The organism is Aminobacter sp. MDW-2 (assembly GCF_014250155.1).
In the GTDB taxonomy this organism is placed as follows: domain Bacteria; phylum Pseudomonadota; class Alphaproteobacteria; order Rhizobiales; family Rhizobiaceae; genus Aminobacter; species Aminobacter ciceronei.
In genome coordinates this window covers 562473-583408 of sequence record NZ_CP060197.1, presented here as the reverse complement: position 1 = coordinate 583408, position 20936 = coordinate 562473, and the positions used below count along the sequence as shown (strand labels likewise).

Below are 20936 nucleotides of genomic sequence, written 5' to 3'. Positions count from 1 at the left end.
GGAGGAAGCTTACTTGAAGAGCTTTTCGGCGTCTTCGATGGAAAGCTGGCTGGTGTAGGAATAGTAGCCCGGCTTGCCGTCTACCGCCTTCGCAGCGTCAGCGAGGTTCTTGCTGTCGATGAACGGGATCGGCAGGTACATGGCGTTCTTGTACTGGCCAGCCGTTGCCGGCTCCTTCAGTTCCTTGCCCTGCAGCATCAGCACGGCGACGTTGAGTGCCGAGGCCATGACGCCGGGCGGGTTCACCGAGGCGCCCGAGTTGAGCTTGTCCTTGGTCCAGATGTCGATGAAGTCCTTGCGGATCTCGCCGGTGGCGGCGATCGACGATTCCTTCTTGGCATCGATGATCGACTTCCAGGCGCCCGCCGCCATGCCGTCCTGCACCCAGACGCCGTTGATGTCGGGGTAGGTGGCGAGCAGGTTCTGCATCGCCTGCTGGCCCTGGGCCTGATCCCAGTTGGCGTTGACTTCGTTGACGATCTTGATGTCGGGATACTGGCCGAACACTTCCTTGTAGCCGGCGACGCGCATCTCGTTGGCCGGGTGGCCGGCGACGCCGTTGATCGCAACGACATTGCCCTTGCCGCCGAGCGTTTCGGCGAGCCACTTGGCGCCGGCCGCACCCCATGCCTTCTGGTCGATGCCGACATAGGTGGCGTCAGGCGACGACACTTCGGCGTCGGTCGAGATTACCAGGATGCCGGCTTCCTTGGCCTGGGCGAAGACCGGGTCGAACGCCGTCGGGCTGTTCGGGTTGATGATGATGGCGTTGACGCCTTCGCTGATGAAGTTGCGGACATGCGCGATCTGGCCGGGCACGTCGACATTGGCGCTCTGCACCACGACCTCGACATTGACGCCCTTGTCCTTCCAGGCAGCCGCTGCGGCCTGGGCTTCCTCGATCATCTGCGTGCGCCACTCCGAGCCGACCCAACCATTGGACAGGCCGATCTTGTAGTCGGCCGCCTGGGTCGAGAACGCCGATACGGCCAGTGCCGCGACGGTGGTGAGCGCCAGTGCTGAAAATTTCCTCATGAACTCCTCCCGATGCACAGAAAAACTACTGCAAGGGATCATATGCTGAAAATGTAATCGATTTCAATCGCGATTTTCCGGCATTCTGGCGGGGTGATGTCGAAACGCCGACCGCGACCAGTCGCTCCCGGCATGTTACGTTCGCGCAGCTGGTCCAATGGCGGATCCGGCGGCGTCGATGCAGTCGCCAAATACAGACGAGGTCCGTTCCGTGACCATTCTGCTGACGGTGCTGGCGATGATCGCTTTTGCGGCCAACTCGCTGCTGGCGCGTTCAGCTCTCGACGGCGGCGCGATCGATGCGGTTGCCTACACCGCGATTCGCCTGTGCTCCGGCGCGGCGGCGTTGCTGCTGCTGATCTCCTGGCAGCGCGGCCGCAGCATCTTTCGAGCCCCGCCCGGCAACTGGCCGTCGGCTGTCGCCCTGTTCGCTTATGCCTTGGCGTTTTCGCTTGCCTATCTCCGCCTTGGCGCCGCGGTGGGGGCGCTTGTGCTTTTCGCGTCCGTCCAGGGCACCATGATCTTTTGGGGCATTATCAGGCGAACCCGGCCAACCCTGCGCGAGCTTGCCGGGTTGGTCATTGCCTTTGCGGCTTTCCTCTATCTCGTGCTGCCCGGCCTCAACGCTCCTGATGCCATCGGCAGCGTGCTGATGGTGGTTTCGGGCATTGCGTGGGGCATCTACTCGCTGCGTGGCCGTGGCTCGGCGAGCCCCCTTGGCGATACCGCCGGCAATTTCCTGCGCGCCGCCTTGATCTGCATCCCACTCGCCCTGCTGCCCACCTTCGGCGCCGGTGTGACCGCGCGCGGCGTCTACCTCGCCGCCGCCTCAGGCGTCGTTGCTTCCGGATTGGGCTATGCGATCTGGTACCGCGCCTTGCCCGGGCTCACGCCGACCCAGGCCGCCGTCGTCCAGCTGACGGTCCCGGTCATTGCGGCGGCGGGCGCCACGGTATTCCTGTCCGAGGTTCTGTCGGCGCGCCTGGTGCTTGCCAGCATCTGCATCCTGTCAGGTGTCGCGCTGGCGATCACGTCACGCCGTCCAGGCTGAAAAACGTCGACCCCGGTCCAATCCGGCGTGAACCTTTCCCTGCTCGGCCGCGACCCATGCGCAGGCCCCGCATGATGCGGCGTCAGCAAAGGAAAGAAGCCAATGACCACAGACACCAGGTGTTGCGGGTCACCGCGAGCACCCGGAGCACGGCGCGACCACCGCCTCAGGGAGAGGGTGGACGCGTTGGGCTTCGGGCTTGTTCCATTGACCCAAGGTAAGCCCCGGCGTATCGTCGCGCCGAGGGACATTCTAAGGACTGCAAGGGAGGAAAGTGCCGGGTATCAGCGCTTTGCACTTGCTTGCGCGCCAGCACCTTCTTCCACCCAACTCGGGAGAGGTGCCATGCCGTGCTTTCGTGGTGGTTCCGGCGCGCTCGCGCGACCTGCCGAACCGTCCAGCCTCCGCCTGAGGGCACTGGCGCTCAATGCCGGCATGGCCGCCCTGGCGCTTGCCGCCGGCCTGTGGCTGGCGCCACCCGCACAGGCCCAGGAAACGCAGATCATCAATCCCGGATCGATGGCGGTGACCGGCTTTTCCGGCACCGTGATCCCTGGGTTCGAGGAAGGGCTGCCACCCGGCGTCGATCCGGTCGACGAAACCTTCATCGACACCGAGCGCGCGACCTTGCGCGTTTTCGACGTCACGGCACTTGGCGGACCACCCTCCGGCCAACTCGTCAACACGCCGCAGCCCTTCGAGGTCCTGGCCAGCCAGATCGGCCAGGTCTTCGCCCTGACCTTTGACGATGGCGTCCGCAACGGTACCCCGTCAGGCGTACCCGACCTCTACGCGGGCGCGACCTCGCTGCACGGCATTCGCATCGTCACGCCCGACGCCGACGCCGACGGTCGGCCCGAGCGCGAGCGTCGCGGCAAGGCCGGCGCCACTTTCATGGCCGGCCAGTTCGGCGAGGAGAATGGCGGCGGACCCGGCACCATCTGGCGCATCGACGGCATTTCGGGTGCCGTCAGCAAATTCGCCGACATCGACACAAACAGCGGTCCCGGCATTGGCGACGTCACCTTCGACAAGGTTCATCGCCAGTTCTTCGCCTCCGATCTCGACACCGGCCTGATCCACCGCATCGACGCAACGGGCGCCGCGGTCGACACCTTCGACCACGGTGTTGAGGGGCGTCCGGTGCGCGGACTGGCGCCGACGGCCGACGACGGCGCGGTGATGGATATCGAAGGTGCCGCCTTCGACAGCGAGGACGCAGGCACCTGGGGCTACACCCAGGACGAACGTCGGGTCTGGGGCACAGCCTTTTATGGCGGCCGCGTCTACTACGCGGTCGGTGACAAGGCCGAGATCTGGTCGGTCGGTATCGCCCGCGACGGCAAATTCGCCGGCGATCCGCGCTGGGAGCTGACGGTTACGGCCGACAAGGACCTTCCGGTCACCGACATCGCCTTCGACAACAAGGGCTTCATGTATCTGGCCCAGCGCGGCGAGATCGAAAACCGCTACGACTACAGCCAGTTCGCCGACACCGGCGATGGCGAGGTCATCCGCTACTGGCGCGAAAGCCCCGACGATCCGGCGACCGAAAGCATCTGGGTGCCGGTGCCGCAGGAATATGCCGTCGGTTTCCCCGAGGGCAATCGCCAGTCGGCCGGCGGCATCGACCTGCAATATGGCTATGACGCGCAGGGCTTCCTCAACCCCAACGCCTGCACCGACACCATCGTCAAGACGGGCGACAAGCTGAGGGACAATCCGGCCCTGGCCGAGCAGCTCGCCGCGGGCGGCCCGTTCGCCGTCCATGGCGTGCAGATCACCTCGACCTCGCTTGTGAAGCCGGCCAACGTTCCGCCCTTCGGATCGTGGTTCGTCGACTTCGACAGCTTCTATGAAGACCCCGAGGTCGAAGGCCATGTCGGCGACGTCGAGATCTGGCGTCCTTGCGAAGGCCGCGCCGGCTATTACGAGCAGCTGCCCTATCCGGGCGATTACCCGACGCCGCTGTGGCCGCCGGATTTCCCGCCGCCGGGCAACATCCCGCCTTGCCTCGACGTCGAGGCGGTCGAGTATTTCTGCACCCCGGCCGGGCTCGAGGCCGATCTCTATGTCCGTGACGTTGCAGGCATCGGCGGCGATTCCGTCAAGGCCGATTCCAGGACGCCGGGCGTTGGCGTCACACCGCTTCAGCAGACCAAGGCTCCGGGCGCGCCGTTCACCATCGGGGTGACGGGGCACTTCCCCGGCGACACGGTCAATGTCGGCCTGTGCTTCTACAAGCAGTCCGACGCCGACAAGGGTGGCTATTACCCTTGCTGCAAGGTGGTGGTGCCGCTGGCAACGCCCGCCGCAAGCTGCGAACCGTGAGGGAGGGAGAGATGACACTTCACACCTCCGCCCCGCTCGCCACGCAGAGCAACCCAACCGTCATGGAGACGATCATGAAACCCCTGTCCTTTGCCAGGCGCGGCGCGCGCTGGCTGGTGGCAGCAGGGATCGCGCTCGCCGCCATGCCCTTGTCGCCGGCAGCAGCCCAACCGCTGCCCGAGGTCGTGCCTGAATTGAGGCTCGACCATGCCGTACCGCATCCCGGCCACGACGACGTCGTGCCGTTCTTCACCAAGAAGGGCGTCCAGCGCAATTGCGACTATGTCATCTACAACCTGCGTTTCGGCGCCCGCGGCAATCCGGAGAAATTCTTTGATCCGGCCTTCGCCAACGGCCTCAAGGCGTTGCGGATGGACTTCCGCGACCAGGTCGCCGCAGGGTTGACGATCGTCGACGTCCAGGCATCAGGTGACGGCACCGATGCCGTCGGCGGTCCATTGCCGGCAGCGACCATCGGCACCACGACCAACCCCAACGATACGGCCACGATTTCCGACTTCCGCCTGTCGGCGACCGATCTCGACGGCGTCGGTGCACCCAACGAGCGCTACATCGACATCCGCATCACGGCTCTGATCGACCACGCCGCCTTCCCGGCGCCCGCGGTCGTCGACAATCAGGGCTTCGTCAAGCTTTCGGCAGGCCCCGGCTCGATAGAAATCCCCTCGCACGATCCGTCCAAGCCCGACGACGGCGACTTCCGTACCGGCGAAAAGACCTCTATCCGCATCGACGTCACCGACTGCGAGCCGCCTCCGCCCCCGCCTCCTGGCGGTGACGGGCCGTGCTTCAAAGTCGAACGCGGCGATGTCGATTGCGTGCCCGGCGGCGGCGCCTACATCTACAACATGCCTGTCGGACCCGAGATGGCCGGCCGCTGGGTGCAGCTTCGCACCACCACGCCCGGCATCACCATCGATCCGCCGCTGCAGCTCGTTCCGCCTGGTGGCGGCGTGCTGCACTGGAAGATCGAAGGTGCCGGCCCAGGTGATGTCGTGCATCTGATCGTCACCGGCATCGAGACCTATGCCGGTCCGGAAGAAGGTGTCGGCCTGTGCTGCACCCAGACCGTCGATATCGTCATTCCGCCCGACCTCAGGTGCCCGCCCGAAAAGCAGCCCGACATCAAGGTCGAGAAGCGTGCCGACGTTGCCCGCTGCACCTATCTTGGCGGCTGCAACTTCACCATCCGCGTTACCAATGTCGGCGACGGCCCTTACAACGGCAAGATCGTGCTCGACGAAGTGACCTTGCCAGGCAATGCGACGATAGATTCCGGGCCCAATCCGCCCTGGACCTGTCTGCCGGCAACCAGCCCGATGAGCTGCGAGCATCCCGCGACCACACTCGATCCCGGCGAGTTTGTCGAACTCAAGATCGGCTTCAAGCCCGGACCAGGCTGGGAGGCACGCTTCATCCGCAACTGCGCCGAGTACGACTACACGGCGAGCGGCAAGCCCGAGGCGTTTGGCCGTACCGACAACGACAAGGCCTGCGCCACCATTCCGATCTGCAAGCGCGGCGATCCCGATTGCCGTCCGCCTGTCGAGAAGAAGGTCGACCTGCGCATCACCAAGGACCCACGTTCGGTGTCCTGCAGCGCCGCCGGTGTCTGCAGCTTCCTGATCCGTGTCTACAACAACGGCACCCAAAACTATGTCGGCCCGCTGACCGTGATCGACGACTATCCCACGGGAGCGCCGGCGTCCTCGACCTTCGGACCAACCCCGCCCTGGGCCTGCGGTCCGGCCGGCCCCGGTCAGTTCCGCTGCGATCATCCCGGCGTGGCGCTGGTGCCGGGCGCGTCTGTGCCGCTCTCCGTGGTTGCCATCGTGCCGGCGGACTACCAGTCCGACACGATCCGCAACTGCGGTGAAGTGCAGGCGATCCCTGATGAAACGGTGCTGGCCAACAACAAGGCCTGTGCCGAGATGCGCATCCCGCATCCGGGGCGCCCGAAGCTGAGCGTCCAGAAGACCGGCGATCGGCTGTGCCGGACCGGCCAGCCCTGCACGTTCGAGATCACCATCACCAACAGCGGCACCGGTCCCTTCAATGGCTCGGTCCGCATCGGCGATGCGATCGGCGTGGACGGGCTCGGCCGGCTGGACGGCGTTGCTATCAGCTCGATCGAACCGCCCTTCGGCTGCTCGCCGGAACCGACGACGCTGCCGCTGTCCTGTGTCGCCAACGTCAGCCTCGGCGCCGGCGAAAGCCGTTTCCACAGGGTGACGGTGGTAATCCCGGACGATGGTCGCCTTGCCAACTTCCCGCGGCCGGCGCCGGCCCAGAACTGCGTTGCCGTGCTTCCGCCCGACACGCCGGTTCGCGGGCTCGATATGGCCGGTGGCACGGCAGTTCCGGGCGGCCTTGGCGGCAGCCCCTATGCCTGCCACCGCTTCCTGATCCACCATGAAGAAAAGCAGCAGTGCTCGGAAGGCTTCGTGCTCAACCAGGCAGGCCGCTGCGTTTGCCCGGAGGGGACGAACTTCCGCAATGGCCAGTGCGTGCCCGATGGCGGCACGGTGACGCCGGTTCCGCCGGTCAAACCGCAATGCCGCCTGTTGCCGGGCCAGATCCGCACCGAAGACGGACGCTGCATCTGCCCGCGCGGCACGGAACTGTCGAATGGCAAATGCGTGCGGCCGGAGCAGCCGCCGGAACGGCAGTGCAAGCTGCTGCCCGGCCAGATCCGGACACAGGACGGAAGCTGCATCTGCCCGCGTGGCACCGAGCTCAAGAACGGCCGCTGCGTCAAGGATGTGCCTCCGGTGCGCCAGTGCACGCTGCTTCCGGGCCAGATCCGGACGCAGGACGGACGTTGCATCTGCCCGCGCGGCACCGAGCTGAAGAACGGCCGCTGCGTCAGGGATGTGCCGCCGGTACGTCAGTGCACGCTGCTGCCTGGCCAGATCCGGACCAAGGACGGGCGCTGCATCTGCCCGCGCGGTACCGAGCTGATCAGGGGCGCGTGCCGCAAGGCACCGACGGCGCAGTGCCCCGATGGCACGTCGCTGGTGCGTGGCCGCTGCGTGCCTGATCGTCGGGACACCGTCTGCCGCCGCGGCGAGGTGCTGGTCAACGGCCAGTGCATGACAATCGAGCGTGAATGCCCGCGCGGCACGGTCGGCCAGTATCCGAACTGCCGCCCGCGCCAACGTCCGACGCTCGAGATCATGCCGATCAACCCGGATGTGTTGCGCGGCCTGATCCCGCAGAGGCAGCAGCAGCCTCAACGGCCCAGCAACAACAAGATCATTCCGCAGTGATCGGAGCGAACGCATGGACCCCCGCCGGCCTTGGCCGGCGGGGGTCTGCTTTTCAGGCCTGAGGGGCACCATTCTTTGAGTGGCGGCCTGCTTGGCTTCTTTTCCGCAACTACGGTCGGAAAACCGCCGCACATCTCCCCGGAATTGCTCTTGGCTGCGATGTGGCGGGATTCTCGGCTCGACAAGGGCGGCCGCTGCCATTAGGCAGTCCGGAAAACCGGCTCTGCCCCTTTCGAAAGGCCTGAACGTGAGCAACAAGACCCTGATCGCGCCGTCGGTGCTGTCGTCCGATTTCTCCAAGCTCGGCGATGAGGTCGAGGCGATCGTCGCCGCCGGCGCCGACTGGATCCATCTCGACGTCATGGACGGACATTTCGTCCCCAACATCACCTTCGGCCCGCCTGTTATCAAGGCGATCCGCAACCGCACCGACAAGGTGTTCGACTGCCATCTGATGATCCAGCCCGCCGACCCGTATCTCGCGGCCTTTGCCGATGCCGGCTGCGACATCATCACGGTTCACGCCGAGGCCGGCCCGCATCTCGACCGCTCGCTGCAGACCATCCGCAATCTCGGCAAGAAGGCCGGCGTCTCGCTCAACCCGTCGACGCCGGAATCGGTGATCGAATACGTGCTCGACCGCCTCGACCTGGTGTTGCTGATGACGGTCAACCCGGGTTTCGGCGGCCAGGCCTTCATCCCGGCGGTGATCGATAAGGTCAAGCGCGTCAAGGCGATGATCGGCAACCGTCCGATCGACATCGAAATCGACGGCGGCGTCACGCCCGAAACCGCACCGCTGGTCACCGCCGCAGGCGCCAATGTGCTCGTCGCCGGCAATGCCGTGTTCAAGGGCGGACCCTCGGCCTATGCGGCAAACATCGAGGCGATCCGGGCTGCTGCCGACAAGGCTGTGATCTGAGACTTGGGGGGAAAGGCTCCCTCTCTCCGTCACGGCTTCGAAGCCGTGACGGAGAGAGGGAGCTTCCCGGCCCGCTGGCTAAGCCTCAAACACCTTCTTGCCGTCGATCCACGTTCCCGACACGTCGAGCTCGTCGGTCAGCTGCACGGCGTTCGCCGCATAGCCCTTGGCGAGTCGTCCGAGGCGATGCTCCTGCTTGACCGCTTCGGCCGGGTAGAGCGAGGCCATGCGGATGGCTTCTTCGAGGGAATAGCCCATCTTCTCGTGCATGAAGCGCACCGCCGAAATCATGTCGAGATCGGCACCCGCAAGCGTGCCGTTTTCCAGCGTCAGGCGGCCGTTTTCGCGCTTGATCGTCCGGCCGTTAAGCTGGAACGACGTGAGGTCGGTGCCGATGGTCGCCATGGCGTCGCTGACGAGGAAGATGCGGGCAGGGCCGTTCTTGGCCTTGAGCGCAATGTGCATTGCCGCCGGGTCGACATGGATGCCGTCGGCGATCAGGCCGGCCGAAAGCGTCGGAATGTTGACGGCAGCGCCGACGAGCCCGGGCTCGCGGTTGCCGATCTGGCTCATGGCGTTGAACAGATGTGTCGCCATCGAAGCGCCCGCCTCGGCATAGTCCTTGGCGGTGCGGTAGCTGGTGTCGGTGTGGCCGAGGCTGATGACGATGCCGGCATCCGACAGCAGCTTGACCTGCTCGGCCTTGACCGATTCAGGCGCAATCGTCGTCAAAAGCACCGGCATCGACGGCCGCGCGGCAATCAGCGCTGCCTCGTCTTCGGCATCCATCGGGCGGATCAGTTGCGGGTCGTGCGCGCCCTTGCGGGCGAGCGACAGATGTGGACCTTCGAGGTGCAGGCCGAGGAAGCCCGGCACTTTCCGCTTCGCGGCTTCCACGCCGGCGGCGATCGTCGAGCGGGTGATCTCGCGCGTGTCGGTGATCAGCGTCGGCAGCACCGCCGTCGTGCCGAAGGCCATCTGCGCTTTGCAGACGATTTCGAGCGTGTCGACGTCGGGCTTGTCATTGAGCATCAGCCCGCCGCCGCCATTGACCTGCAGATCGATGAAGCCGGGGACGAGCATTGCGCCCGCCTCCGTGACCTGCACGCCCGCGGGAATGTCGCGGCGCGCGACGATGCCCTCGATGACGCCGTCCGCGATCAGCAGCGCGGTGTCCTGGTGCCAGGCGTCACCGTCGAAGATGCGCCCGGCTGCAATGGCAAGACGGTCGCTCATATCGTTTCGGTCACTTTGCGCAGGTTGGGCGGAGTGTCGGGATTGAGGCCGCGATGGCGGGCGAAGGCCTCGACGAAACCGTAGAACGAGGCGATCAGCATCAGCGGATCGGTGAGCGGATGGCCGGTGGCGACATGCTCCAGCACCTTGGCCTTCTTGGCCAGAGACGAAGTGATGTGGATCGCTGCACCACGCTCGGCGAGGCCGTCGGCGGCGTCCGCTATCGACGGCTCGGAGGCGTCGCGGGCAGCCAGCGCCAGCACCGGGAAACCGGGGTGCACCAGCGCCAGAGGGCCGTGCATCACTTCCGCCGCGCTGTAGGACTCGGCGTGCATGGCGCAGGTTTCCTTGAACTTCAGCGCCGCCTCGTTGGCGATGGCAAAGGACGGACCGCGGCCGAGGATGAACAGCGAATTGCCTTCGGTCAGCTCGCCGGCAATGCCCATCCAGTCGCAGTCGACAGCCTTGGCGAAGTGCTCCGGCAGCGCGTTCAGCGCGGCGAGCAGCTTGTCGTCGCCGGTCCAGTGGGCGAGCACGGCAAGGCCCGCAACAGCCGAGTTGACGAAGGTCTTGGTGGCAGCGACGCTCTTCTCGACACCGGCGCGAATGTCGATGGCGTGCTCGGACGCTTCGGCCAGCGGCGAGCCGGCGGTGTTGGTCAGCGCGATCGTCAGCGCGCCGCCTGATCGGGCACCCTCGGCCATGGCGACGATATCGGGGCTCTTGCCCGACTGCGAAATGGCGAGACAGGCCGAGTCGGCGAGCTTCAGCCTGGCGCCATAGATCGACGAGATCGACGGGCCGATGGATGCCACCGGCAGGCCGGCATTGAGCTCGATCGCATATTTGAGGAAGGAGGCGGCGTGGTCGGAGGAGCCACGGGCGACCGTCGTGACGAAACGGGGATTGGCGCGCTTCAGGTGCAGGCCGGTCTCCGCCAGTTCCTTGGCCGAGCCTTCCAGCAGGCGGGCGGTCGCTTCTGGGATTTCGGCGATTTCGCGCCGCATATGGGTAGTCGCGTTCAAGTAGCTTCTCCTTCTTGCCCATCCGGGCCGGGCAATCTCAGTTCCGCGACGAAGTCATAGGCGTCGCCGCGATAGATCGACTTGGTGAACTCGATCACCTTGCCGCTGGCAAGGTACGAAATGCGCTCGATCTGCAGGCAGGCCGAGCCAATGGGCACGGCCAGGAGCTGTGCCTCGGCTTCGCCGAGATTGACGGCGGAGATGCGCTGCACGGCCCGGACCGGGCGATGACCGGTCTTACCAAGAGCCATATAGAGCGAAGATGTCACTTCGTGAGGGTCTGGCAGCACCGAAGCCGAAATTGTTGCGCGCTCGATGGCGAGCGGCGTCTCGTCGGCGATGCGCAGGCGGCTGAGTCTGGACACCAGCTCGCTGGCCGAGAGCCCAAGCACCATCATCTCGTCCGGTGAGGCGGTGTAGATGCCGCGGTCGAGCCATTGCGACCGCGCGGCCATGCCGCGCCGTGCCATGTCTTCGGTGAACGAGGTCAGGCGCGACAGCGACTGTTCGACGCGCTCCATGCGTGGGGCAACGAATGTGCCCGAGCCGTGGCGCTGCACCAGCACGCCCGACTTCACAAGGTCCTGCACCGCCTTGCGCACGGTGACGCGCGAAATGTCGGCCTGGGCCGCAATATCGCGCTCCGAGGGCAGGGCGTCGCCGGGACCGATCAGGCCGCGCTTGACCGCTTCCTCGATGTTCTTCTTGAGCTGGAGGTACAGTGGCGCGCCAGACTGGCTGACGTCGCGCAGGGCGGCGAAAATGCGTTCGGCACCGTCATCCATGGTGACCTCCCGCTTTGCGGAATTTCTTCACCGCCATCTGCACGGCGCCGCCGAGCGCGTCCTGCAGCGGCGGATGCATGATGGTGCGATAGCGCTTGGAAAGCAGCGGTGCATAGAGGCCGGCGAGCCCGCCGAGAAGGCAGAGTCGTTCGCTGGGCGCGAGATCGAAAACGGCGAGCGTTTCCTCGACGTCGGCAACGGCGCGCTCGACAAGCCTCTGTCCGACAGCGTCGCCTTTTGCTGCATGCTCGAAAACCATCGGCGCAAACTGGCCGTAGTCTCCGGGCTTCGCATTGGTGGTGAACTCGACAATGTCGCTGGGGTTGTCGTTGAAGCGCTCCAGCATGATGTCGGTCAGTGCCGAGCCGGCATGGATCCTGTCGTAGACCAGCAGGCTTTCCTGCAGCAGGTCGCGGCCGATGCGCGCGCCACTGCCGAGATCACCGATCTGAAAGCCCCAGCCGCCGAGGGGGTGGAACTGGCCGAGCCTGCGACCGAGGTAGACGGTGCCGGTGCCGAGTGCCGCGATCGCGCCGTCATGGTCGCCGAGCGCGCCTTCCAACGAAATCAGCGAGTCATTCTCTACGGAGCTGTTTCGAAACGGCAGCATGGCTTCAAGCCGCTGCTTGTAGTCGCCGACATTGGCGCCTGCGAGGCCGAGCACCGCGTCGGCATTGGCGATCAATGCCGGGTCCTGGCCGGCATCCACGAATGCCTGGCGGGCTGCCTCGACGATATTGTTGCACGCACCGGCAAGGTCGGTGCGGATATTGGCCGGCCCGCCACGCCCGCGGCCGATGATATCGCCGCTTGCATTGGCCAGAGCGGCCCGGCAGCCAGTGCCGCCACCATCTATCCCGAGCACAAGATCCACGGTGTTTTCTCCTCGAGGCTGATAATACCAATAAAATACCAATAGCCAAGTGCTAAATTCCGGATGGCGGAGACTGATGGCCATTCAATTGAATTTTAGGGGATTTTTGAATTGCCTTGCGCTGCAGTAAAGGAATTTGTTAACGGCGCTGGACAAGTGGTATTTTTTTGGTATTGTCGATGAAAGGGAGAGACAGAATGGCGCCAAGGCGTACAGAAGCGGTGCACAAGGATGCCGGGGGCATTGATGCCCAGGCACCCGATTCCGTTCTTCGCCTGCTTGCCGATGCGCAGATCGAAGCTGCGCGCGCCGTTCACGCCGCCATCCCCGCAATTGCCCAAGCCGCTGAAAAGATTGCTGCCTGCCTGGCGCGCGGCGGTCGTCTCGTCTACGCGGCGGCCGGAAGCTCTGGCCTGATGGCGCTGGCCGATGCGCTCGAACTGCCCGGCACCTTCGGCATCCCGCGCGAGCGTGTCTTCATTCTTCTGGCTGGCGGCCGCGAGGCGCTGGTCAATCTCGCCGGCGGTCCCGAGGACGATGTTGCCCTGGCCGCCAGCGACGTTGCCGGGACCGGCCTGGAAGCGGGCGACTGCCTTGTCGCTGTCTCGGCCAGCGGCTCGACGCCTTATGCAATGAGCGCGCTCGAAGAGGCGCGGCGCCGCGGTGCCGCGACCATCGCCTTCGCCAACAATGCAGGCGCGCCGATGTTTGACCGCGCCGATGTTTCCGTGCTGCTGGCGACGCCGCCGGAAGTCGTTGCCGGCTCGACCCGCATGGGCGCCGGCACGGCGCAGAAGATTGCGCTCAACATGATGTCGACGCTGGCCGCGATTCATCTCGGTCATGTCCATGACGGCTACATGGTCAATTTGCACGCCGACAACATCAAGCTGCACGAGCGTGCGGCGCGTATCGTTTCGGCCATTTCAGGCTGCGATACGGCGACTGCCCAGGCCCTGCTCGCAAAGAGCGGCGGTTCGGTCAAGCTCGCCATCCTTTTGGCTTCCGGCGCGTCCAGCCCGGAAGCGGCGAACCAACTTCTTGAAGGGGCGGACCAACGGCTCAGGTCCGCACTTTCGAAACTCGAGGGGAGCAGTGGCTCTCATCAGTAGAGGCCCGAGAGAAAGTACAAAACAGGGAGAACTGAAATGTCTAACAGGTTGCTTACTGGACTTCTGATGGCGTCCAGCATTCTCGGCTCCGCCGGGATCGCTCTCGCCCAGGACAAGACGCTGACGATCGAAAGCTGGCGTAACGACGACCTCGCCATCTGGCAGGAAAAGCTGATCCCGGCCTTCGAGAAGGCCAATCCGGGTATCAAGGTCACCTTCTCGCCGTCGGCTCCGACCGAGTACAACGCCGCCCTCAACGCCAAGCTCGACGCAGGCTCGGCTGGTGACCTGATCACCTGCCGTCCGTTCGACGCTTCGCTCGAGCTGTTCAAGAAGGGTCACCTCGCCGACCTGACCTCGCTGAAGGGCATGGAGAACTTCTCCGACGTCGCCAAGTCCGCCTGGCAGACCGACGATGGCAAGGCCAGCTTCTGCGTGCCGATGGCGTCCGTCATCCACGGCTTCATCTACAACAAGGACGCCTTCGAGAAGCTCGGCATTGCCGTGCCGGCGACCGAGGACGAGTTCTTCGCAGCGCTCGACAAGATCAAGGCCGACGGCACCTACATCCCGATGGCGATGGGCACCAAGGACCTCTGGGAAGCCGCGACCATGGGCTATCAGAACATCGGCCCGAACTATTGGAAGGGTGAGGAAGGCCGCCTGGCGCTGATCAAGGGCGATCAGAAGCTGACCGACGCCGACTGGGTTGCGCCTTATGCGACGCTGGCCAAGTGGAAGCCTTACCTCGGCGACGGTTTCGAAGCCCAGACCTATCCGGACAGCCAGAACCTGTTCACCCTCGGTCGCGCCGCCATCTATCCGGCCGGTTCGTGGGAGATCGCGACCTTCAACACCCAGGCTCAGTTCAAGATGGGCGCCTTCCCGCCGCCGGTCCGCAAGGCTGGTGACACCTGCTACATCTCGGACCACAACGACATCGGCATTGGCCTCAACCCCAAGAGCGCGAATGCCGAAGCCGCCAAGACCTTCCTGACCTGGGTGGCTTCGCCAGAATTCGCGTCCATCTATGCCAACGCGCTGCCGGGCTTCTTCAGCCTGAACTCGGCCGCCGTGAAGATGGAAGATCCGCTGGCCCAGGAATTCGTCTCCTGGCGCGAGAAGTGCAAGCCGACGATCCGCTCGACCTACCAGGTCCTGTCGCGCGGCACGCCGAACCTCGAGAACGAAACCTGGGTCAAGTCGGCCAACGTCATCAACGGCACCGAGACCCCGGAAGCTGCTTCTGCCGAACTGCAGAAGGGCCTCGACAGCTGGTACAAGCCGGCTAAGTAAGATGCGGCGGGCTTGATGCTCGCTTGGGAGGGCGCCGCTTTGGTGGCGCTCTCCATTCCCTCGGCGATTTCGAACCTCGCGGAATCGGCAAGAGGGGTTGAATGCTCGCGCACAAAGATGCGCTACTGCTTCCCAGGCCATTGGCGGGAAGCCCGCAGAGGTCCATCCTCGCTATGATGAACAACGGCCTCCCAAACGGCCGGACCCAGGGATTTTGACATGTCGCAGCAAAGCCTAGAGCATAGCCAAGACAGAAGACCAACGCGTTGGCACATCGCCGTGTTCCTGGCGCCTGCGCTGCTGGTCTACACCGCGGTGATGATCCTGCCGCTGTTCGGTACCTTGCAGCTGTCGTTGTTCCGCAATGTCGACAATGCCCAGGTCTTTGCCGGCTTCGACAATTTCCGCACCCTGTTCGGCGATCCGCGCTGGTCGGCTTCGTTCTGGAACGCACTCGGCAACAACACCTGGTTCTTCATCATCCATATGCTGGTGCAGAACCCGATCGGCGTGGTCCTTGCGGCCCTGCTGTCGAGCCCCAAGCTGCGCTTCTCGGCCTTCTACCGCACGGCGATCTTCATCCCGACGCTGCTGTCCTTCGTCATCGTCGGTTTCGCCTGGAAACTGATCCTGAGCCCGCTCTGGGGCGTCGCGCCCAATCTGCTCGACCTCGTCGGCCTGAAGAGCCTGTTCGTGCCCTGGCTCGGCAAGGAAGAATACGCGCTGACCGCGCTCAGCCTGATCTCGGTCTGGCAGTTCGTCGGCATCCCGATGATGCTGATCTACGCCGCCATGCTGTCGATACCCGACGAGGTCATCGAGGCCGCCGAATGTGACGGCGTCACCGGTTTCTCGCAGTTCTGGAAGATCCAGCTGCCGCTGATCCTGCCCTCCATCGGCATCATCTCGATCCTCACCTTCGTCGGCAACTTCAACGCGTTCGACCTGATCTACTCGGCGCAGGGCGCGCTTGCCGGTCCAAACTACGCCACCGACATCCTGGGTACGTTCCTCTACCGTACCTTCTTCGGCTTCCAGCTGCAGATCGGCGACAAGAACATGGGCGCCACCATCGCCTCGATGATGTTCTTCATCATCCTCGCCGGCGTCTGCCTGTACCTGTTCCTTATCCAGACGCGGCTGCGCCGCTACCAGTTCTGAGGGCGTCATGAGCAAGGCTGCCTCCTCCCTGCCACGCACCATCGGCGCCCATGCGGTGCTGCTGACCTACACCGCGATCGCGCTGTTTCCGGTGATCGTCATCGTCGTCAACTCGTTCAAGTCGCGCAACGCCATCTTCCGGTCGCCGCTGTCGCTGCCGACATCAGAGACCTTCGACCTGATCGGCTACACCACCGTGATGGCGCAGGGCGACTTCTTCCTCTATTTCCAGAACAGCCTGATCGTCACGGTTGCCTCGCTGTTCTTCGTGCTGCTGTTCGGCGCCATGGCGGCGTTTGCGCTGTCGGAGTACCGCTTCAAGGGCAACACCATGATGGGCCTCTATCTGGCCCTCGGCATCATGATCCCGATCCGCCTCGGCACGGTCGCGATCCTGCAGCTGATGGTGGCGTCGGGCCTGGTCAACACGCTGACCGCGCTGATCCTGGTCTACACCGCCCAAGGCCTGCCGCTCGCCGTCTTCATCCTGTCCGAATTCATGAAGCAGGTGTCGGACGATCTGAAGAACGCCGGCCGCATCGACGGTCTCAGCGAATACCGCATCTTCTTCCGCCTCGTCCTGCCGCTGGTCCGTCCGGCAATGGCGACGGTTGCGGTCTTCACCATGATCCCGATCTGGAACGACCTGTGGTTCCCGCTGATCCTGGCGCCGTCCGAGGCGACCAAGACGGTCACCCTTGGCGCCCAGGTGTTCATTGGCCAGTTCGTCACCAACTGGAACGCCGTGCTGGCGGCACTCTCGCTGGCGATCCTGCCGGTGCTGATCCTCTACTTCTTCTTCTCGCGGCAGCTGATCCGCGGCATCACTTCCGGAGCCGTCAAGTGACAACTGAAAAGCCCCTTCGCGTCGTCGTTGCCGGCCTCGGCAACATGGGCCGCAGCCACGCGCTGGCCTATCACAACAACCCCGGCTTCGAGATCGCAGCCCTGGTCAATCGCTCCGACGTGCCGCTGCCCGAGGGCATGGAAGGTTACGGCATCCAGCGCTCCTTCGAAGGCGCGTTGCGTGAACTCAGACCAGACGTCGCCTCGATCAACACCTATTCCGACAGCCATGCCGATTATGCCGTCATGGCAATGGAGATGGGCTGCCACGTCTTCCTGGAGAAGCCGCTGGCAACAACGGTCGCCGACGCCGAGCGGGTCGTCGCCTGCGCCAAGGCCAATGGTCGCAAGCTGGTGATCGGCTACATCCTGCGCCACCACCCGTCGTGGATGCGCCTGATCGGCGAAGCCCGTGCGCTTGGCGGTCCCTACGTGTTCCGCATGAACCTCAACCAGCAGTCCTCGGCCCATAAGTGGGATACCCACAAGCAGCTGATGAAGACGACCTCGCCGATCGTCGACTGCGGCGTGCACTATCTCGATGTCATGTGCCAGATCACCGATGCCAACCCGGTCGAGGTGCGTGGCATGGGCCTGCGCATGACCGACGAGATCGCGCCCGACATGTACAATTACGGTCACCTGCAAGTGCTGTTCGCCGACGGTTCGGTCGGCTGGTACGAGGCCGGCTGGGGCCCGATGATGTCGGAGACGGCGTTCTTCGTGAAGGATGTGATCTCGCCCAAGGGCAGCGTCTCGATCGTCGTCAACGAGGCGGCCACCAAGTCGGACGACGTCGATTCCCACACCAAGACAAGCATGATCCGCGTCCACCGCGCCGAGCTCGGCGCAGACGGCAGCTTCGTCCATGCCGACGAGGACCTGTCGATGAAGGACGAGCCGGGCCATCAGGGCCTGTGTGATCGCGAGCAGGCCTTCGTGCTGAAGGCCATCCGCGAGGACATCGACCTTACCCGCCACATGGACGATGCCGTCAAATCACTGCGCGTGTGCCTCGCCGCGGACGAAAGCGTCCGCACCGGCCGCCCGGTCAAGCTTTAACAGGAAGGAAGACCTGTGGGTTCTCTCAAGATCGAAAACGTCAAGAAGTCCTTTGGCCCTGTCGACGTGCTGAAGGGCATCGACCTCGACGTCAAGGACGGTGAGTTCGTTGTCTTCGTCGGCCCGTCGGGCTGCGGAAAGTCGACGCTGCTGCGCATCATCGCCGGCCTCGAGGACGCGACCTCGGGCAATGTGCTGATCGACGACGCCAGGGTCACCAACGCCCCGCCGTCGAAGCGCGGCATCGCCATGGTGTTCCAGACCTACGCGCTCTACCCACATCTTACCGTGCGCGACAACATGGCGCTCGGCCTCAAGCAGGCCGGCACGCCGACGGCCGAGATCGACAAGCGCATTGCCGCTTCTTCGGCCATGCTGTCGCTGGAGCCCTACCTCAAGCGTCGTCCGGCCGAACTCTCGGGTGGCCAGCGCCAGCGCGTCGCCATCGGCCGCGCCCTGGTGCGCGAGCCCAAGCTGTTCCTCTTCGATGAGCCGCTGTCGAACCTCGACGCCGCCCTACGCGTCAACACGCGCCTCGAGATCGCCCAGTTGCACAACCGCCTCAAGGCGACGATGGTCTACGTCACTCACGACCAGGTCGAGGCGATGACGCTGGCTGATCGCATCGTCGTGCTCAACGCTGGCCGCATCGAGCAGGTCGGTGCGCCGATGGAGCTCTACAACAAGCCGGCCAACCTGTTCGTTGCCGGTTTCATCGGCTCGCCAAAAATGAACTTCATCGAAGGTGCTCGCCTCGGCGAAACCGTCAAGACGGTCGGCGTCCGCCCCGAGCACATTTCGGTCAGTCAGACCGAGGGCGCATGGAAAGGAACGGTGGTCCATGCCGAGCATCTCGGCGCCGACACCAACGTCTTCCTCGAAACCGAAAAGGCCGGCCTCATCACCATTCGCCTGTTCGGCGAGTACCAGACCGGCCCCGGCGCCACGCTTTATGCCACGCCCGAGCCAGCCCGCACCTATCGCTTCGGCGAAGACGGCAAGGTTCTGGGCTGACGATTTGATGCGGCGGGGAGGGCGGCTACCCCCTCTCCGTCACGGCTTCGCCGTGCCACCCTCCCCCACTCCGTGGGGGAGAGGAAACGCCAATCTCGAAGGGCGCAATCTGCCAGAACTCGGTTCCTCGCCCCCTCAACGGAGAGGCGGTTACCGCCGCCTCAGATGGGCAGTCGCTTCGGCATCCACCCCATCATTCCCAATCACCACTCCGAACATGTCAGCCGCCTGCTCGCGCGTATAGTAGCCGAGCCCGATATCACGCAGCACCAGGTCGGGATCGCGCTCCAGCGGATCGCCATAACCGCCGCCGCCCGGCGTGCCGACCGACACGCGGTCGCCTGATTTCAGCGGAATGTCCTGCTCCTTGGACAGATGCGGCGGCACATGCGCCGCACCGTCGCGAAACACGGTCACCGAATTGACCATGCCATCGCGCCCGCCGAGCGCGCCCTGCGGGCCGGTGCGGCCGTGATCCATGACGAAGGAGGCGCGCGCCGCGCCACGCAGCAGCTCGATCTCGTAGGCGAGGCCGAACCCGCCGCGCTGTTTGCCGGCGCCGCCAGATCCCTCGCGCAAGGCATAGTGTCGGTAGAGCACGGGATAGGCCTGTTCCATGATCTCGACCGGCGGCGATTTCGAGATGCCGATGGTCGAACAGCCGTTGGACAGCCCGTCATGACTTGAATTGCCGCCATAACCGCCGCCCGAGATCTGGTACATGACATAGTCGCGGCCGCGCGCCGGATCATTGCCGCCGAGCGCGAAATTGCCGCTCGAACCGGCGGGTGCCGCCGTCACCTTGTCGGGAGCCGCCTGCACCATGGCGGCGAAGACGGCCTCGGCGATGCGCTGCGACACTTCCGCCGCGCAGCCCGAGACGGGGCGAGGGTAGCGCGCATCCAAGAACGTGCCCTCCGGCCGCTTGACGATCAACGGCTCGAAGGCGCCCGCGCTGATCGGCACATCGGGAAAGATGTGCCGCATGGCGAGATAGACCGAGGACAATGTCGTCGCCAGCACGCTGTTCATCGGCCCGGCGCAAGGTGCAGACGAGCCGGCGAAGTCGAAGGTCAGCGTGTCGCCGGCCTTGGCGATCGACAGCGCGATGGTCAGCGGCGCATCGACCACGCCGTCGGAATCGACGAAGGCCTTTGACCGGTAGATGCCGTCGGGCAGGGCAGCGATATGCGCCCGCATCTGTTCCGCCGCGCGTCGGCGCAGTTCGGCGATCGCCGCCGTGACGGTGTCATCACCGTAACGATCGAGAATCTGGAACAGCCTCTCCTGCCCCACATGGAGCGCCGCCGCCTGGGCGCGGATGTCGCCGATGCGCTGGTCGGCCACCCGGATGTTCGAGCAGATGATGGCGTAGATCTCGGGGTCCATCACCCCTTTCTTGAACAGCTTGACCGGCGGCAGGCGCAGGCCCTCCTGTTCCACTGCCGTCGCGGAGGCGGAAAAGCCGCCTGGCACGGCACCGCCGATATCCGGCCAGTGACCGGTGTTGGACAGCCAGCAGAAGACTTTTCCCGCACGCCACACCGGCATGGCGAAACGCACGTCCATCAGATGCGTGCCGCCGAGATAGGGGTCGTTGACAACATAGATGTCGCCTGGCTCGGGCCGCAGCACACATCCGTCCGCTATCATCTCGATGATGGTCTTGGTCGAGTGCTGCATGACGCCGACGAATACCGGCAGCCCTTGCGACCCTTGCGCGATCAGCGCGCCGTCGATCGCCGAATAGATGCCATCCGAGCGGTCGTTGGCCTCGGCGATAACGGGCGAAAACGCCGCGCGCGAAAACGTCAGGTCCATCTCGTCGCAGGTCTGCTGCAGCGCTGCCTGGATGACGGAAAGAGTGATGGCGTCGAGGGTCATGACGTGGGCTCG

At 64.7% G+C, this 20936-nt stretch carries 16 protein-coding genes; 10 read left to right on the top strand and 6 right to left on the bottom strand.

Annotated elements, in window-relative coordinates; translation table 11 throughout:
• Positions 1–9: 9 nt before the first annotated feature.
• Complete coding sequence (locus H5P29_RS02880; RefSeq protein ID WP_067965821.1) at positions 10–1035, bottom strand: ABC transporter substrate-binding protein; 1026 nt, start codon at positions 1033–1035, stop codon at positions 10–12.
• A gap of 211 nt (positions 1036–1246) precedes the next feature.
• Between H5P29_RS02880 and H5P29_RS02875 the strand changes: the two genes are divergently transcribed.
• From H5P29_RS02875 to rpe, 4 genes are all read left to right on the top strand, one after another.
• On the top strand, positions 1247–2086 hold the full coding sequence (locus tag H5P29_RS02875; RefSeq protein WP_246787015.1) for a DMT family transporter: 840 nt from the start codon (positions 1247–1249) through the stop codon (positions 2084–2086).
• Between the two features lie 345 nt (positions 2087–2431).
• A complete protein-coding gene (locus tag H5P29_RS02870) occupies positions 2432–4417 on the top strand; it encodes a hypothetical protein (RefSeq protein ID WP_371818602.1) in 1986 nt (661 codons plus the stop codon).
• Positions 4418–4428: 11 nt separating this feature from the next.
• The gene (locus tag H5P29_RS02865) at positions 4429–7707 is read left to right on the top strand and encodes an EB domain-containing protein (protein ID WP_067955271.1); all 3279 of its coding nucleotides are present in this window, start codon (positions 4429–4431) and stop codon (positions 7705–7707) included.
• Positions 7708–7954: 247 nt separating this feature from the next.
• Complete coding sequence (gene rpe / locus H5P29_RS02860) at positions 7955–8629, top strand: ribulose-phosphate 3-epimerase (protein WP_067955269.1); 675 nt, start codon at positions 7955–7957, stop codon at positions 8627–8629.
• A gap of 78 nt (positions 8630–8707) precedes the next feature.
• On the opposite strand, the gene nagA is transcribed toward rpe, so the two are convergent.
• Genes nagA through H5P29_RS02840 form a run of 4 tightly spaced genes read right to left on the bottom strand, consistent with a single transcriptional unit; the run spans position 8708 to position 12549 of the window.
• Positions 8708–9865 carry an N-acetylglucosamine-6-phosphate deacetylase gene (nagA, locus tag H5P29_RS02855; RefSeq protein WP_154385896.1) on the bottom strand — a complete coding sequence of 386 codons (1158 nt, stop codon included), beginning with the start codon at positions 9863–9865 and terminating at the stop codon, positions 8708–8710.
• A complete protein-coding gene (locus H5P29_RS02850) occupies positions 9862–10872 on the bottom strand; it encodes an SIS domain-containing protein (RefSeq protein WP_067955265.1) in 1011 nt (336 codons plus the stop codon). The genes nagA and H5P29_RS02850 overlap by 4 nt, the downstream gene beginning before the upstream one ends.
• Positions 10873–10886: 14 nt before the next feature.
• Positions 10887–11675, bottom strand: coding sequence for a GntR family transcriptional regulator (locus H5P29_RS02845; RefSeq protein ID WP_067955263.1), 789 nt, complete (start codon positions 11673–11675; stop codon positions 10887–10889).
• The gene (locus tag H5P29_RS02840; protein WP_067955260.1) at positions 11668–12549 is read right to left on the bottom strand and encodes an N-acetylglucosamine kinase; all 882 of its coding nucleotides are present in this window, start codon (positions 12547–12549) and stop codon (positions 11668–11670) included. The genes H5P29_RS02845 and H5P29_RS02840 overlap by 8 nt, the downstream gene beginning before the upstream one ends.
• 197 nt (positions 12550–12746) lie before the next feature.
• On the opposite strand from H5P29_RS02840, the gene H5P29_RS02835 reads away from it, so the two are divergent.
• From H5P29_RS02835 to H5P29_RS02810, 6 genes are all read left to right on the top strand, one after another.
• The gene (locus H5P29_RS02835) at positions 12747–13661 is read left to right on the top strand and encodes an N-acetylmuramic acid 6-phosphate etherase (RefSeq protein WP_067955259.1); all 915 of its coding nucleotides are present in this window, start codon (positions 12747–12749) and stop codon (positions 13659–13661) included.
• A 36-nt stretch (positions 13662–13697) separates the two neighbouring features.
• Positions 13698–14957 (top strand): ABC transporter substrate-binding protein, encoded by a 1260-nt coding sequence (locus tag H5P29_RS02830; protein ID WP_067955257.1) that lies wholly within the window; start codon positions 13698–13700, stop codon positions 14955–14957.
• Between the two features lie 219 nt (positions 14958–15176).
• The gene (locus H5P29_RS02825) at positions 15177–16118 is read left to right on the top strand and encodes a carbohydrate ABC transporter permease (RefSeq protein WP_067955255.1); all 942 of its coding nucleotides are present in this window, start codon (positions 15177–15179) and stop codon (positions 16116–16118) included.
• 7 nt (positions 16119–16125) lie between these two features.
• Positions 16126–16965: a carbohydrate ABC transporter permease gene (locus H5P29_RS02820; RefSeq protein WP_067955253.1), complete on the top strand. Its 840-nt coding sequence runs from the start codon at positions 16126–16128 to the stop codon at positions 16963–16965.
• Entirely contained in the window at positions 16962–18026 is a 1065-nt protein-coding gene (locus H5P29_RS02815; protein WP_067955252.1) for a Gfo/Idh/MocA family protein, read from the top strand. The genes H5P29_RS02820 and H5P29_RS02815 overlap by 4 nt, the downstream gene beginning before the upstream one ends.
• Before the next feature lie 15 nt (positions 18027–18041).
• Positions 18042–19040 (top strand): ABC transporter ATP-binding protein, encoded by a 999-nt coding sequence (locus H5P29_RS02810; RefSeq protein ID WP_067955250.1) that lies wholly within the window; start codon positions 18042–18044, stop codon positions 19038–19040.
• 150 nt (positions 19041–19190) lie between these two features.
• On the opposite strand, the gene H5P29_RS02805 is transcribed toward H5P29_RS02810, so the two are convergent.
• Positions 19191–20924 (bottom strand): hydantoinase B/oxoprolinase family protein, encoded by a 1734-nt coding sequence (locus tag H5P29_RS02805; RefSeq protein ID WP_154385897.1) that lies wholly within the window; start codon positions 20922–20924, stop codon positions 19191–19193.
• Positions 20925–20936 lie beyond the last annotated feature (12 nt).